This is a genomic window from Kitasatospora sp. NPDC048545 (assembly GCF_040651155.1).
Lineage (GTDB): Bacteria > Actinomycetota > Actinomycetes > Streptomycetales > Streptomycetaceae > Kitasatospora.
Genome location: NZ_JBEZIQ010000012.1, coordinates 36,124 through 49,964 on the forward strand (window position 1 = coordinate 36,124; position 13,841 = coordinate 49,964).

Below are 13,841 nucleotides of genomic sequence, written 5' to 3' on the forward strand. Positions count from 1 at the left end.
TCCTGTGACCGGAAGTAACAGCACCAGGAACTGACTGGCTGTCCGGGCCGTGCATCCGCGACGCTCCTCCAAGCGACCACGGCCGCCGCGGCGGTGCTCCGACTCCCGCTGACGGCCCCCGAGTTCCGCTGACGACCCCGGACAGGCGCCGACCGCCCCCGCCCCGGGGCCGAACCGACGGCCCGGCACACCGGACCGCCCGCACACCCGACCCTCGGCCCTCTCCCCTCCGCACACCCGACCCCTGGCACACCCGATCCCTGACACGCGCCCGACTCCCGACACACCCGACTCCCGAAGGAGCAGCAGGACCATGCCCGCACCGCCCCACCGGCCCGCCGCCGGCCCGTCCGGCGCCCCGCCCCGGAGGGCCGACGGCTGACCCGGTTCCTGCTGCGCCGGCTCCTGCTGGCCGTCCCCACGCTGCTCGGCGTCACCGCCGTCGTCTTCGCGACCGTCGCGCTCGTCCCCGGCGACCCGGTCGCCGCCTTCCTCGGCCCGGGCGCGCCGCCCGGCGCGCGGCGGGAACTCACCGAACGGCTGGGCCTGGACCAGCCGTTGCCCGTCCGCTACGTCGACTGGCTCGGCCACGCGCTCACCGGCGACCTCGGTACGTCCGTCTCCGGACAGCGCCCGGTCGCCGACCTCCTGCTCCCCGCGCTCGGCCGGACCCTCACCCTGACCGGGGCCGCCTTGCTGCTGGTACTGGCGGGCGGGGTGGCGCTCGGCGCGGTGGGCGCGGTGCGCCCGCGCGGCCCCGGCGGGCGGATCTCCGGCGCGTTGTCCACCCTCGCGGTGTCCGCGCCGCAGTACTCGGTGGCGCTGCTGCTGATCGCCGTCTTCGCGGTCGGGCTGCGCTGGCTGCCGGCCGGCGGCACGCACGACGTGTTCGGTTCCGGCGGCCCGGCCGACCTGGCCAGGCACCTGGTGCTGCCCGCCGTCGCGGCCGCGCTCGTGCCGCTCGGCCTCACCGCCCGGGTGTTCCGGGCCGCGCTGGGCACCGTCCTGGCCGGCGAGCTGGCCGACTCGCTGCGCGCCCGCGGTCTGCGCCCGGCCGCCGTGCTGCGGCACTGCGTGCACAACGCCTCGCCCGCGCTGCTGACCATCGGCGGCCTGCAACTCGCCTACCTGCTGGAGGGGGTGGTCTTCGTGGAGACCCTGTTCGCCTGGCCCGGCATCGGCCGGCTGCTGTACGACGCGCTCACCGCCCGCGACCTGCCCCTGGTGCAGGGCGGGGTGCTGGTGGTGGCGGTCGCGTTCGTCGGCGTCAACCTCCTGGTGGACGCGGCGCACGCGGCGATCGACCCGAGGGTGAGGGTCTGACATGACACCGACCCGGTGGACCGGGCGGAACGCGGGCCTGGTCGTCTCCGGTGCGCTCGCCGTACTGCTGCTCCTGCTCGCCCTCGCCGCACCGCTGGTCGCGCCGTACGACCCGGCCGCCGGACGGCTCGCGGACCGCTTGCTCGACCCCGGCAGCCCGGGCCACCTCCTCGGCACCGACGGCCAGGGCCGCGACCTGCTGAGCCGCCTGGTCTGGGGCGGGCGCGCCTCGCTCACCGGCGGGCTCGTGCCGGTCACGGTCGCCACCGTCGCCGGGACGCTGCTCGGCATCGCGGCGGGGCTCGGCGGCCGCCTCACCGAGCAGGCCCTGCTGCGCACGCTGGACGTGCTCTACGCGTTCCCCGGGGTGCTGCTGGCGATCGCCGTCGCCTCGCTGCTCACCCCCGGCCTGGGCGCGACGGTGCTGGCGCTGTCCGTGGTGCTCACCCCCGCGGTCGCCCGGGTCGCGTTCACCGAGACCCGGCGGATCCGCAGCTCCGAGTACCTGGAGGCGGCCCGGGTCAGCGGCGCCGGCTGGGGCGCGCTGGTGCTCCGTCAGGTCGTCCCCGTGGTGGCGCCGGTGGTGCTCGTGTACGCCTCGTCGCTGGTGGGGCTCGCCGTCGTGTACGCCGCGGGGCTGTCCTTCCTCGGGCTCGGTGTCGCCCCGCCCACCGCCGAGTGGGGCGCGATGCTGGACGAGCTGCGGCCCGCCCTGCTCACCCATCCCTGGGTGGCGGTGCTGCCGGCCCTCGTCATCCTCGCGGTCTCGGTCGTGTTCAACACCCTCGGCGAGGCGCTGCGCACCCGCATCGGCGACGCCGCCGCCCACCTGCCGCGGGCCACCCCGGCCGCGGCCCGGCGAGCCGCGAAGCAGGTGACCCGATGAGCCACGAAAAGGGTGGCCGGATGGGCGCACTGCTGGAGATCGACGGTCTGGGCGTCGCGTACCCCGGCGGCGTCCGGGCTGTCGACGGGGTGTCCCTCGCGCTGCGGGCCGGCGGCGCCGTGGTGCTGCTCGGCGAGTCCGGCAGCGGCAAGACCACCGTCGCCCGGACGGTGCTGGGCCTGCCCGGGCGCGGCGCTGCCGTGAGCGGCGCCGTCCGCCTCGCCGGGACGGACCTGCGGACGCTCGACGAACGCGCGCTCTCCGACGTCCGCGGCCGGCGCATCGGCTACGTGCCGCAGGACCCGAGCTCCTCGCTCGACCCGCTGCGCCGGATCGGCCCGCAGCTCGCCGAGGTGCTGCGCCGGCACGGGGTCGCCGACGGCCGCCGGGCCGCCCGTGCCGCCGTCCCCGGGCTGCTCGCCACCGCCGGCGTCCCGGATCCGGAGCGGGTCGCCCGGGCGTACCCGCACGAACTCTCCGGCGGCCTGCGCCAGCGCGCCGCGATCGCCCTCGCGATCTGCTGCGGGCCGGAGCTGCTGATCGCCGACGAGCCGACCACCGCGCTGGACGCCCTGGTCCGCGGCCGGATCCTGGACCTGTTCACCACCCTGCGCGCCGACTGCGGCATCGCGCTGCTGCTGGTCACCCACGACCTCGCAGTGGCCCGGCGGATCGGCGGCACGGTGGCGGTCATGCGGGCCGGGCGGGTCGTCGAACTCGGCCCGGCCGAGCGGGTGCTCCGCGAGCCCGACCACGCCTTCACCGCCGCCCTGGTGGCCGCCGAACCGGGAGCCCGCCGATGAGCACCGACCCCCGCACCGCCGCCGGCCGGCACGCCGCGACCGACCAGCGCGCGACCGGCCCTCACACCGCGACCGACCACCGGCCCGCACCCACCGCAGCCCCCCTGCTCGCCCTCGACGCCGTCGGCAAGCACTTCGGCGACCGGACGGCCCTGGCAGGGGTCAGCCTCCGCGTCGCCCCCGGCGAGACCGTCGGCCTGGTCGGCGAGTCCGGCTCCGGGAAGTCCACCCTGGCCCGCCTCGCCCTCGGCCTGCTCTCCCCCGACTCCGGCAGCGTCCGCTTCGCGGGCCGCGACCCGTACCGGCTGCGCGGGCGCGCCGACCGCGCGCTGCGGGGCCGGCTGCAGTTCGTCCCGCAGCACCCGCGCGGCTCGCTCAACCCGAGCCTGCGGGCCGGGGAGGCGGTCGCCTTCGCCCTGCGGCTGCACGGCACGCCGCGCGCCGAGCGTGCCGCGGAAGTCGCCCGGCTCTTCGCCCAGGTCGGTCTGGAGCCCGCACTCGCCGCCCGCTACCCGCGGGAGCTGTCCGGCGGGCAGCTGCAGCGGGTGGCCGTCGCCCGGGCGCTGGCCACCGGGCCGGAGCTGCTGGTCTGCGACGAGCCCACGTCCGCCCTGGACCGCAGCGTGCAGGCCCGGCTGCTCGACCTGCTCACCGGTCTGCGCGAACGCACCGGCCTGGCCTACCTGTTCATCTCCCACGACCTCGCCGTCGTCCGTCATCTCGCCCACCGGGTGCTGGTGCTGCGGGCGGGCCGGGTGGTGGAGGAGGGCCCCGCCGACCGTCTCTGGGACTCCCCCGCGCACCCGTACACCCGGGCCCTGCTGGAAGCCGCCACCGGCGCCGCCCCGTCCGCGCCCTGACGCCCACGCCCACGCGACCGCCCTCCCCGACGAACCACAGCCGAACCGCAGACGCACCACCGAACCGACGAGGAATCACCATGAACCGCACCGCTCGCATCCGCTCCGGAGCCGTCGCCCTGCCGGCCGCCGTCGCCCTGCTCGCCGCGGCCGCCGGCTGCTCCGGGTCCGACGGCGGCGCGACCGGGGCGGGCGGCGGTGACGGCCGCGGCGGGACACTGGTCATCGGCGCCACCGGCAAGCTGCCCAACACCGACACCGTGATCGGCGGCGCGGGTTTCGAGGGCAAGCGTCTGGTCTCCTTCCAGCTCTACGAGGGCCTGACCCGCTACGAGTTGCTCAAGGGCACCGACAAGCCGCCGGTGGTCACCGGCGCCCTCGCCACCGACTGGCAGGTCGCGGCCGACCGCAGGACCTGGACGTTCACCCTCCGCAAGGACGTGAAGTTCCAGGACGGCACCCCCTTCGACGCCGACGCCGTGGTCTTCAACCTGGCGCGCTACCTCGACAAGGGCAGCCCCGAGTACACCGACGCCCTGGGCGCCGCCGCCGCGGAGTACGCGGGCGACATCGCCTCCTACCGCAAGACCGACGCCGAGCACGTCGAACTGGTCACCAAGGAGCCCAACGGCCACTTCCCCGAGGACCTCGCGCACGTCCTGATCGCCAGCCCCACCGCCGTCCGCAGGTCCGGCTCGGCGAACTTCGCCCAACACCCGGTCGGCACCGGCCCGTTCAGCTTCGTCTCACAGACCGAGGGCCAGCAGATCGAGCTCGCCGCCAACAAGGACTACTGGCGTGGCGCCCCCAGGCTCGACCGGCTGGTGATCAAGGCGCTGCCGGACGCCGCCGCCCGCACCGCGGCGCTGCGCTCCGGCGGCGCCAACTGGATCGAGTACCCGAACCCGGACGACATCGAGAGCCTGGAATCGGACGGCGTCACGATCGCCACCAACAGCTACGACCACCTCTGGTACTGGATCCTGGACACGTCCAAGGAGCCTTGGAACAACCCGCTGGTGCGCCGGGCCGCCAACTACGCGATCGACCGCAAGGCCATCGCCGACAAGCTGCTGCACGGCACCGCCGACCCCGCCTACCAGGCCGCGCCGCGGGCCACCGCCGCCTACGACCCCGCCGGCGACGCCTACTCCTACGACCCCGCCAAGGCCCGGCAGTTGCTCGTCGAGGCCGGCGTCCCGAACGGCTTCGCCACCTCCGTCACCGTGCCCACCGGCGGCAGCGGCAACCTGCTGCCGGTGCCGATCGCCGAGGCCCTCCAGCGGGACCTCGCCGCCGTCGGCATCAGGGTCGAACTGCGCACCACCGACTGGACCACCCTGATCGGCGCCGAGGCCAAGGGCCAGGTGGCACTCGGCTCCGATGCCGTCGCCCAGTCCACCACGCTGTTCCAGTCCGAGGCGCTGCTGCCGCTGTTCATCGGTTCCGGGAGCCCGTTCTGGACGGGCCACTACGCGAACCCGCAGGTCGACGGGTTGCTGGCGGCCTCGGCCGCCGACGCCGACCAGGCCGCCCGGCAGGCCGGGTACCGCAAGGCCCTCACGCTGGTCACCCAGGACGCGCCCTGGCTGTTCGTCGTCAACGACCGCAACCCGCGGGCCCTTTCGCCGAAGGTCCACGGGCTGGTGCAGCCGCAGTCCTGGTTCCTCGACCTCACCACGGTCTGGGTCGGCTGAGCCCCGCCCCGCAAGAAATCCCACCCCGCCCCCACCCCCACACCGAAGCACCGAAGCACAGAGCGCCCAGGAAGGACACCCGTCCGATGACCACCCCGTACCCGCCACACCACCACCCCGAGGCCGAGCCACCCAAGTGGGGCATCACGCTGCCCCTGCCGGGACTGACCATCGACCGGCACCGCTTCCTGGTAGAGCGGCTGCCCGACCTCGGCTACACCGACGTGTGGAGCGCAGAGGGTGGCGGCACCGATGCCTTCACCCCGCTGGCCGCCACGGCGGCGTGGTCCCCGTCGCTGCGGATCGCCACCGGCATCGTCCCGGTGCACACCCGCGGCCCGGCGGTGCTCGCCCAGACCGCCGCGACGCTCGCCCAACTCGCCCCCGGCCGGCTCCTGCTGGGCATCGGCGCCTCGGTCCCCGCCCACGTCACCGACATCAACGGCATTCCGTTCGACGAACCGTTCAAGCGCACCCGGGACGTGCTGCGCTTCGTCACCCGGGCGCTGCGCGGCGAGTACGTCACCGGCGGGTTCGACACCTTCGACATCACCGGCTACCGGCTGCCGCACCCGCCGGCCGAGCCGGTCAAGGTGATCCTGGGCGCCCTGCGGCCCAACATGCTCCGGCTCGGCTTCACCGAGGGGGACGGCGCCATCACCAACCTGCTGTTCCCTCACGACGTGCCGAAGATCCTGGAGACCGTCGGCCCGCAGCCGCCCGGCAAGGAGCTGGTGGTGAAGGTCTTCGTCTGCCCCACCGAGGACACCGACTACGCGCACCGCGCCACCCGGCCCTTCCTGGCCTGGATCCTCAACCGCGAGCCGTACCGGAAGTTCCACGAGTGGCTGGGCCACGGCGAGTTGCTCGCCGAGATGCACCGCCTGTGGACCTCGGGGGACCCGGAGGGCGCCCAGAAGGCCCTGCCGGACGAGGTGGTCGACGGGCTGTTCGTCAGCGGCTCCCCGGAGGAGTGCCGCGAGCGCATCCTGGCCTACCACCGTCCGGGCGTCACCACCATCCAGCTGTACGTGTCGCTGCCGCCGGAGGTGTTCGTCAGCCGGGCGAAGCTGCTCGACACCCTGGCCCGGCTCGGCCCCGCCGCCCGCTGACCCACCACCGCCCCACCCCATCACCACCACCCGCCCCGCCGCCGTTGCGTCCCGATTCCCATCCGAGGAGAGTCCGTGCCCCTGGAGATCCGCGGCGGGGTCCGCGCCGCCCCCGTGCCCGGCAGCACCCCGCAGGAGCGCCAGGCCCTGCGCTGGGCCCCCGACGGCCGCGACCGCACCGCCGACCCCGCGTACGTCACCCGCACCGCACGCGAGAACGAGGAGGACGGGCTGGACAGCGCCCTGGTGGTGCAGTCCAGCTCGTGGCCCGACCCCTGGCTGGTGGCCTCCTGGGCGCTGGCCGCCACCACCCGGCTGCGCGTCGTTGTCGCCCACCGGGCCGGTACCACCGCGCCGACCGTGGCGGCCCGCTCCCTGGCGACCCTGGACCGCCTGTCCGGCGGACGGGCGGCGGCGCACGTCGTCATCGGCTCCAGCGACCGCGACACGGCCCGCGACGGCGACCTCCTCGACAAGGCCGAGCGCTACCGCCGCGCCGAGGAGTACCTCGACCTGTTCACCCGCTACCTCGCCGCCGACCGGGACATCGACCACAAGGGCGAGTTCTACACCGTGGCCGATGCCCGCCCCGGCCTGCACCCGCGGCCGGGCGGCGAGCTGCTCTCCTTCGGCGGGTCCTCACCGCAGGGCCTCGACCTCGCGGCCCGCTACGCGCAGGTGTACGCCGTCAGCCCCCTGCCGCTGCCCGACACCCGGCGGCGGATCGCCGAGGCCCGCGCGGCGGCCGCCGCCCACGGCCGGTCCCTGCGGATCTGGCGGCACATCACCGTCGTCCTCGCCGACACCGACGAGGAGGCCCGCGACCGCGTCCGCCGCCTGCGCCGGGACGCCCTGCGCCTCACCTCCGGCGGCGCCGGCGGTCGCTGGCGGGAGGCCGTCCAACTCGACCGGGACCGCGAGCGGGGCCGCTCCGACCCGGCCCACGGCGACGAACAGGTCGCCGCCTACGTGCGCCGCTCCCTCACCGCCGCCTACACCGGCTCCCCGGCCACGGTCGCCGCCCGCATCGGGCTCCTCCGCTCGGCGGGCGTGGACATCGTCCAGCTCGACCTCCCGGTGGAGACCGACCACGACCGGGAGCTGCGCCGCACCCTCGTCCGTCACCTGCGGGCCGGCCACGGCACCCCGGCCGACCGCCGCGGCTGGTGAGTGCGCGGTCCGTGAGTGCGCGGTCCGTGAGTGCGCGGTCCGTCGCCCGTCAGGCGTACAGCGCCACCCGGGGCTGGACCGTGCCCGGCGAGGTCCGGAGCACGGTGAGCCGGTACTGCTGGGTGAGGGTGTGGTGGCTGTGGAGGACCAACTTCGCCGAGGTGAGGCCGGTGTACAGGGTCCCGGTCTGGCTGGCCAGCGGCACGGTCCTCCAGTGGCCGCCGCTCAGGACCTCCAGCCGGACGTCCGACGGGCTGAGGAAGGGCCCCCGGTCCGGCGACTCGACCAGGATCTGCGGGGCGACGGTCTGGTCCGCCCCGGTGCCGTTGCGGTAGGTGACGGTGATCCGGTGCGCGGCGTGGTCGGTCGGCAGCGGGCTGCCGGGCAGGTCGACAAAGGAGACCGGCACCGCGACGGCCGGCGCCTGCGGGGCGGAGACCACCGCCGCGGCCGCCGACGAGGGCAGCGTGAACGCGGCGGCCGGCAGGACGGCGAGGGCGGTCAGGGCCAGAGCCCGGCCGAGGAGCTTCGTGGTCGGCATGGGGGCCTCTTTCGATCGTTCTCGGCTGCCCCGGAGTCCACCGGAGGCCGCGGCGTACCCGTCCACCCTGCACTCCGACGGCGCAACGCGCATCCGCGCCGGCCCACCGCCCCGCCGTGCGGCCCGCCCCGCAGTGCCCGGCCCACAGTGTCCGGGTGGCGGAACCGAGCGCCCTCGCCGGACCGGTGGGGGTCCCGGCCGGCCCCGGTCTCGGTGGCAGCGCCCGCGCTGCGGGGCGACGCTGGAGGGGGCAGCCGAAGTCCCGTGCCAGGCCGAGGAGGTCGAGCCGTGAGGTTCATCCAGATCATCGAGTACCGGACCCGTCGCATCGACGAGTTCAACGCCCTGCTCGACAGCTGGGTCGAGAAGAACGCGGGCCACCGTCTGGCGACGCGGGCCCTGCAGACCCGTGACCGCGACGGCGAGGACGTGTACCTGAACATCGTGGAGTTCCCCTCGCACGAGGTGGCGATGGAGAACTCCGCCCGGCCGGAGACCGCCGAGTTCGCTTCACAGGTCGCGGCGCTGTGCGAGGGCCCGCCGTCGTTCCGCAACCTCGACGTGCTGGAGGAGCGGTCCTTCGAGGGCTGAGGCCCCGGCATAGCGGGCCGGTACGGTGACCGTCCCGGCCGGTCGGTAGATTCGCTCCCCCGCCACCGACCGACGGAGTTCCCCGTGCCCGACCGGCCCAGCCTGCTGTACGTGACCGACCTCGCCTACCCGGCCGCCGGGCGGCGCTACGGCGACGAGGACGTGTTCCTGACCTCCCGGCTGCGGGGGTGGTTCGACCTCGCGCTGTGCCACCCGCTCGACGCGCGGGCCCTGATGGCGCGCTTCGACGCGGTCGTGGTGCGCAACAGCGGGCCGGTGCTGCACCACCGGGAGGAGTACGACCGGTTCCGCGCCGAGGCCCTGTCCGGCGGCGTGCGGGTCTACAACCCGTTGACCGGGCGGGGCGACATGGCCGGGAAGCGGTACCTCCTGGACCTCACCGCGGCCGGTCACCCGGTCATCCCGACCATCGACCGCCCGCAGGACCTCCCCCTGCTGCCCGTCGTCGACCACTACGCGGTCAAGCCCGAGGAGGGCGCCGACAGCATAGGTCTGCGCTTCCTCACCCGCGCCGAGCTGGGCGGCGTCGAGTGGGGCGGCCTGCTGGTCCAGCCGCGGATCGACTTCGCCTACGAGGTCTCCTTCTACTTCGTGGACGACGAGTTCCAGTACGCCCTCCACGCACCCGACCCCGACCGGCGCTGGGTGCTGGAGCCGTACGAGCCGACCGCGGCGGACCTCGACTTCGCGCGGCGCTTCGTCGCGTGGAACACGCTCGACCACGGGATCCAGCGGGTGGACGCCTGCCGGGCGCCGGACGGGCGGCTGCTCCTCGTCGAGCTGGAGGACCTCAACCCCTACCTGTCGCTCGACCTGGTCCCCGAGCAGGTCCGGGAGCGCTTCGTACGGTCCCTGGCGGATTCGCTGCGCCGGTTCCTGGGCTGACCCCGCACCGCCGGGACCTCGCCGGTTCCGAACCGCCGGTCCCTCACCGGCGGTCCCTCACTGCCGGGACCTCACTGCCGGGGGACGCCCCCGACGAAGTCCTTCAGGGCGTCCATCCGGGTCCGCCGCCCGGCCGGGTAGCGGCGCAGCGCCCGTTCGGCCCGGCGCGAGCCCGGCCGGTAGCGCCAGCGGGCCCACGGCGAGTCGGGCTTGGCCAGGCGCAGGCAGGCGACCGGCGCGACCAGGGGCACCAGCAGCCCGATCACCCCGAGCGCCGTCTTGCCCTTGAGGATCGCCCCGACGGAGAAGACCAGGTCGACCAGCAGCACGACCGCGAAGGCCAGGTGGGCGGCGGCGCCGTGGCCGACGTCGGAGAACGGGTTGAACCCGGCCACCAGCAGCAGGCCGACCCCCACCGCCAGGAAGGCGGCGTCGACGGACTTGCGCCCCTCGTGCGTCCAGTAGACGTCCTCCAGGTGCAGCCAGAGCGCGTACTCGTCGAGCGTGAGCGCGGCACCGGCGCCGAACAGCGCGGCCAGGATCTGCGCGCCGGGTGTGTCCGGCCGGTAGGCGAACTCCATGGCGCCGGCGATCAGCATGGCGAGGATGCCGTACACCTGGTGGTGGACGTGGGTGCCGCCGACCTCGACGTTGCGGAAGGGGCCGCGGCCGGCCCGGATCAGTCGGGTGATCACGCGGGTGCCCACGAAGGTGAGGACGAACGCGCCGACCATCCACAGGCCGATGCCGTGGTTGGGCACGGTGAGGTTCACCTCGATCGTGGGGTCCGCGGAGCTCACGGTCGCGCCGTCCCGTCAGCCGCCGTGCGCGGCAGCCGCTCCGGAGCGCCGGACCCAGCGCCGTCGCCCCCTGTCGCCTTCCGGCACCTCGCACCTCCGCACCATGCCGCGACGGCCCGGTCGCCGGTCTCGGACGCGCCGGGCCTCCTCGCTCAGCGTATCGGGATTCGGCGGACCCGGCCGGGCTCGGGCCGCGGCGGCCGCTCGGGCGGGCACGCGGGGGCACACGGGCGAGCCCGCGGGCGGGCGGGCACTGCGGGAAAATTACCCCCTGGGGTATATTGGGCAGGGCGTTCCCACCCGGGGAGCCAGAACGAAGGAGAGCGGCATGTGCCGACGAGTCGCCTGTCGACGCTGCGGGAAGCCGACCCACGCCGGATGCGGGATGCACGTGGAGCAGGTCCTGGCGGGCGTGCCCACGTCGGCCCGGTGCGCCTGCACCGCGCAGGAGCGGACGGGCGGGGGCTGGCTCGCCAGGCTCTTCGGCCGCCGCTGACGCCGCACGGCTCCGGCCGCTCCCGGACCCGCACGGCCGCCCCGGAAGCGGCCTCCCGAGGCGGCCGTGCGGCCGTGCGCCGTGTCGTCAGCAGATCCGCGGCAGCTGCTCGCCCATCGGCAGGTCCACCACCCGGGTGCCGCCGAAGCCGGTGCGCGCGACGACCATCCCGGGATGGTCCTCGACGCACTCGCCGATCACCATCGCCTCCACGCCCAGCGGGTGGGCGCGCATGGCGGCGAGGACCGCGTCCGCCTCGCCACGCGGCACGAAGGCCACCAGCTTGCCCTCGTTGGCGACGTACATCGGGTCCAGGCCCAGCAGGGCGCAGGCGTTGGCCACCGCGTCGGGGACGGGGACGGCCCGCTCGTCCAGCGTCACGCCGACCCCGGCCGCCGTGGCGATCTCGTTGAGCGCCGCGGCCAGCCCGCCCCGGGTGGGGTCGCGCAGGACGTGCAGGTCGGGGGTGACGGCCAGCATCGTCTCGACCAGGCCGCCGAGCGCCGCGCAGTCGCTGCGCACCTCGACCCCGAACTCCAGGCCCTCCCGGACGCTCATGATCGCGATCCCGTGCAGCCCGATGGGCCCGCTGACGATCACCACGTCGCCGGGGACGGCCCGCTGGGGCCGAATGTCGACCCCGGCGGGGACGAGTCCGATGCCGGCGGTGTTCAGGTAGATCCCGTCCCCGCGCCCGGCCTCGACCACCTTGGTGTCCCCGGTGACCACCTCGACCCCGGCGGTCCGGGCGGCGGCGCCGAGCGCACGCGCCACCCGGTCCACCACGGCCATCTCCACACCCTCCTCCAGGATGAACCCGCAGGACAGGTACGCCGCCCGCGCCCCGCTCATCGCGAGGTCGTTGACCGTGCCGTTGACGGCGAGGTCCCCGATGCAGCCGCCCGGGAAGAACAGTGGCCGTACGACGTAGGAGTCGGTGGAGAAGGCGAGCCTGGCCCCGCCGAGCCGCAGGACGGCGGAGTCGCCGAGCCCGGCGAGGGCCGGTCCGCCGAAGGCCGGCGCGAAGAGGTTCTCCACCAGTTCCGCGGACAGCGCCCCGCCGCCGCCGTGCCCCATCACCACCCGGGGGTGGTCGCGCAGCGGCAGCGGGCAGCTCCAGCCGGAGAAGTCGGGGACGGCCGGGGCGTCGGGAGCCGTCCCGGTGAGGATCTCGGTGTCAGCCAACGGGGGTCGCCTCCTGGGCCGGGGCGGATGCGGCCGGCGCGCCCAGCCGCCGGTAGAGGTAGTAGGCGGCGCAGGCCCCCTCGCTGGAGACCATGGTGGCCCCGAGCGGGGTGCGCGGGGTGCACGCGGTGCCGAAGGCCTCGCACTGGTGGGGCTTGAGCAGGCCCTGCAGCACCTCGCCGGCCCGGCAGGCGGCGGGTTCGCGGGTGGTGATCCCGGCGACGTCGAAGCGGTGTTCGGCGTCGTGGTCCCGGTAGTGCGGCGCGAGCCGCCAGCCGCTGAGCGGGATGACGCCGATGCCGCGCCAGGCGCGGTCGGCCACCTCGAAGACGTCCTCCAGCATGGCGCGGGCCGCCGGGTTGCCTTCGGGCCGGACGGCCCGCGGGTAGGCGTTGTCGACGGTGTGCTCGCCGCGCTCCAACTGCCGTACGGTGCGCCGGATCCCCTCCAGGATGTCCAGCGGTTCGAAGCCGGTGACCACGATCGGCACCCGGTGGCGGTCGGCGAGCGCCGGGTACTCGTCGGTGCCCATCACGCTGCACACGTGCCCGGCGGCGAGGAAGCCCTGGACCCGGCAGTCCGGTGACTCCATGATCGCGTCGATCGCCGGCGGCACCCGGACGTGCGAGACCAGCATGCTGAAGTTCCGCAGGCCCTCCTTGCGGGCCAGGTGGACGGCCATCGCGTTCGGCGGCGCGGTGGTCTCGAAGCCGATACCGAAGAAGACGACCTCCCGGTCCGGGTTCTCGCGCGCGATCCGCAGCGCGTCGAGCGGCGAGTAGACCACCCGGACGTCGCCGCCCTCACTGCGGACCCGGAACAGGTCCCGGTCGGTGCCGGGCACCCGCAGCATGTCCCCGAAGGAGCAGAAGATCACGCCGGGCCGGGCGGCGATCGCCAGCGCGCGGTCGATCATCTCCAGCGGGGTGACGCACACCGGGCACCCCGGGCCGTGGATCAACTCGACTTCCTCCGGCAGGAGTTGGTCGATGGCGTGCCGGATGATGCTGTGCGTCTGGCCGCCGCACACCTCCATCAGCGCCCACGGCCGGGTGACCGTGGCCCTGATGTCGGCGAGCAGGCCCTCCGCCAGCTCCGGGTTGCGGAACTCCTCCAGGTACTTCACCGTCCGGCCTCCTCAGCCGCTCGCCCCGCGCCTGGTTCCCCCGACGCCTCCCGGTCCCGCTCCCCCGGGTCCCGCCATTCCCCCGCCGCTTCCCACGGGTCGCCGAACTCCTCCTGCAGCAGTCCGAGTTCCTCGAACAGGGCGAGGGTGCGCCGGGCCGACTCCTCGTCCAGCCGTTGCAGCGCGAAGCCGACGTGGACGATGGCGTAGTCGCCCACCGCCAGGTCGGGCAGGTACTCCAGGCACACGTCCTTGACCACCCCGCCGAAGTCCATGACCGCCATCCGGGTCCCGTCGCGCTCCCCGATCTCCGTTACCCTGCCGGGCACCGCCAGGCACATCCGC

General features: G+C 75.0%; 14 protein-coding genes. 9 read left to right on the forward strand and 5 right to left on the reverse strand.

The features are described from left to right. Positions 1 to 393: 393 nt before the first annotated feature. The 7 genes from AB0D10_RS14040 (at position 394) to AB0D10_RS14070 (ending at position 7,851) form a co-directional block, all read left to right on the forward strand. Positions 394 to 1,323 carry an ABC transporter permease gene (locus AB0D10_RS14040; protein ID WP_360255666.1) on the forward strand — a complete coding sequence of 310 codons (930 nt, stop codon included), beginning with the start codon at positions 394 to 396 and terminating at the stop codon, positions 1,321 to 1,323. Between the two features lies 1 nt (position 1,324). After that, complete coding sequence (locus AB0D10_RS14045; RefSeq protein ID WP_360255342.1) at positions 1,325 to 2,209, forward strand: ABC transporter permease; 885 nt, start codon at positions 1,325 to 1,327, stop codon at positions 2,207 to 2,209. After that, positions 2,206 to 3,012: an ABC transporter ATP-binding protein gene (locus AB0D10_RS14050; RefSeq protein WP_360255344.1), complete on the forward strand. Its 807-nt coding sequence runs from the start codon at positions 2,206 to 2,208 to the stop codon at positions 3,010 to 3,012. Before AB0D10_RS14045 ends, AB0D10_RS14050 begins: the two co-directional genes overlap by 4 nt. Beyond that, positions 3,009 to 3,872: an ABC transporter ATP-binding protein gene (locus AB0D10_RS14055; RefSeq protein ID WP_360255347.1), complete on the forward strand. Its 864-nt coding sequence runs from the start codon at positions 3,009 to 3,011 to the stop codon at positions 3,870 to 3,872. The genes AB0D10_RS14050 and AB0D10_RS14055 overlap by 4 nt, the downstream gene beginning before the upstream one ends. Positions 3,873 to 3,952: 80 nt before the next feature. Next, entirely contained in the window at positions 3,953 to 5,569 is a 1,617-nt protein-coding gene (locus tag AB0D10_RS14060) for an ABC transporter substrate-binding protein (protein ID WP_360255350.1), read from the forward strand. Between the two features lie 86 nt (positions 5,570 to 5,655). Next, positions 5,656 to 6,681 (forward strand): LLM class F420-dependent oxidoreductase, encoded by a 1,026-nt coding sequence (locus tag AB0D10_RS14065; RefSeq protein ID WP_360255353.1) that lies wholly within the window; start codon positions 5,656 to 5,658, stop codon positions 6,679 to 6,681. Between the two features lie 75 nt (positions 6,682 to 6,756). Next, positions 6,757 to 7,851: an LLM class flavin-dependent oxidoreductase gene (locus AB0D10_RS14070; protein WP_360255355.1), complete on the forward strand. Its 1,095-nt coding sequence runs from the start codon at positions 6,757 to 6,759 to the stop codon at positions 7,849 to 7,851. A gap of 49 nt (positions 7,852 to 7,900) precedes the next feature. Here the strand turns inward: AB0D10_RS14070 and AB0D10_RS14075 are convergent, their stop codons facing one another. After that, the gene (locus tag AB0D10_RS14075) at positions 7,901 to 8,392 is read right to left on the reverse strand and encodes a signal peptide protein (protein ID WP_360255357.1); all 492 of its coding nucleotides are present in this window, start codon (positions 8,390 to 8,392) and stop codon (positions 7,901 to 7,903) included. A gap of 288 nt (positions 8,393 to 8,680) precedes the next feature. Here AB0D10_RS14075 and AB0D10_RS14080 point away from each other — a divergent pair, with 288 nt between their 5' ends. Further along, entirely contained in the window at positions 8,681 to 8,983 is a 303-nt protein-coding gene (locus tag AB0D10_RS14080; protein WP_360255359.1) for a hypothetical protein, read from the forward strand. 84 nt (positions 8,984 to 9,067) lie between these two features. After that, on the forward strand, positions 9,068 to 9,889 hold the full coding sequence (locus AB0D10_RS14085) for a hypothetical protein (RefSeq protein ID WP_360255361.1): 822 nt from the start codon (positions 9,068 to 9,070) through the stop codon (positions 9,887 to 9,889). A gap of 71 nt (positions 9,890 to 9,960) precedes the next feature. Here the strand turns inward: AB0D10_RS14085 and AB0D10_RS14090 are convergent, their stop codons facing one another. The 4 genes from AB0D10_RS14090 to AB0D10_RS14105 form a co-directional block, all read right to left on the reverse strand. Next, positions 9,961 to 10,689: a hypothetical protein gene (locus AB0D10_RS14090; protein WP_360255364.1), complete on the reverse strand. Its 729-nt coding sequence runs from the start codon at positions 10,687 to 10,689 to the stop codon at positions 9,961 to 9,963. A gap of 583 nt (positions 10,690 to 11,272) precedes the next feature. Continuing rightward, positions 11,273 to 12,262: a hydrogenase expression/formation protein HypE gene (gene hypE / locus AB0D10_RS14095; RefSeq protein ID WP_360255668.1), complete on the reverse strand. Its 990-nt coding sequence runs from the start codon at positions 12,260 to 12,262 to the stop codon at positions 11,273 to 11,275. A 100-nt stretch (positions 12,263 to 12,362) separates the two neighbouring features. Further along, positions 12,363 to 13,496 (reverse strand): hydrogenase formation protein HypD, encoded by a 1,134-nt coding sequence (hypD, locus tag AB0D10_RS14100; protein ID WP_360255366.1) that lies wholly within the window; start codon positions 13,494 to 13,496, stop codon positions 12,363 to 12,365. Continuing rightward, the gene (locus tag AB0D10_RS14105; RefSeq protein ID WP_360255369.1) at positions 13,493 to 13,837 is read right to left on the reverse strand and encodes a HypC/HybG/HupF family hydrogenase formation chaperone; all 345 of its coding nucleotides are present in this window, start codon (positions 13,835 to 13,837) and stop codon (positions 13,493 to 13,495) included. The genes hypD and AB0D10_RS14105 overlap by 4 nt, the downstream gene beginning before the upstream one ends. Positions 13,838 to 13,841: the final 4 nt, after the last annotated feature.

Excerpts from the sequence above, each read along its gene's own strand:
- AB0D10_RS14105 (WP_360255369.1), bottom strand. The coding sequence starts at position 13,837 with ATGTGCCTGGCGGTGCCCGGCAGGGTAACGGAGATCGGGGAGCGCGAC.
- AB0D10_RS14045 (WP_360255342.1), top strand. The coding sequence starts at position 1,325 with ATGACACCGACCCGGTGGACCGGGCGGAACGCGGGCCTGGTCGTCTCC.
- AB0D10_RS14075 (WP_360255357.1), bottom strand. The coding sequence starts at position 8,392 with ATGCCGACCACGAAGCTCCTCGGCCGGGCTCTGGCCCTGACCGCCCTC.
- AB0D10_RS14050 (WP_360255344.1), top strand. The coding sequence starts at position 2,206 with ATGAGCCACGAAAAGGGTGGCCGGATGGGCGCACTGCTGGAGATCGAC.
- AB0D10_RS14065 (WP_360255353.1), top strand. The coding sequence starts at position 5,656 with ATGACCACCCCGTACCCGCCACACCACCACCCCGAGGCCGAGCCACCC.
- AB0D10_RS14055 (WP_360255347.1), top strand. The coding sequence starts at position 3,009 with ATGAGCACCGACCCCCGCACCGCCGCCGGCCGGCACGCCGCGACCGAC.
- AB0D10_RS14060 (WP_360255350.1), top strand. The coding sequence starts at position 3,953 with ATGAACCGCACCGCTCGCATCCGCTCCGGAGCCGTCGCCCTGCCGGCC.
- hypE (WP_360255668.1), bottom strand. The coding sequence starts at position 12,262 with ATGGGGCACGGCGGCGGCGGGGCGCTGTCCGCGGAACTGGTGGAGAAC.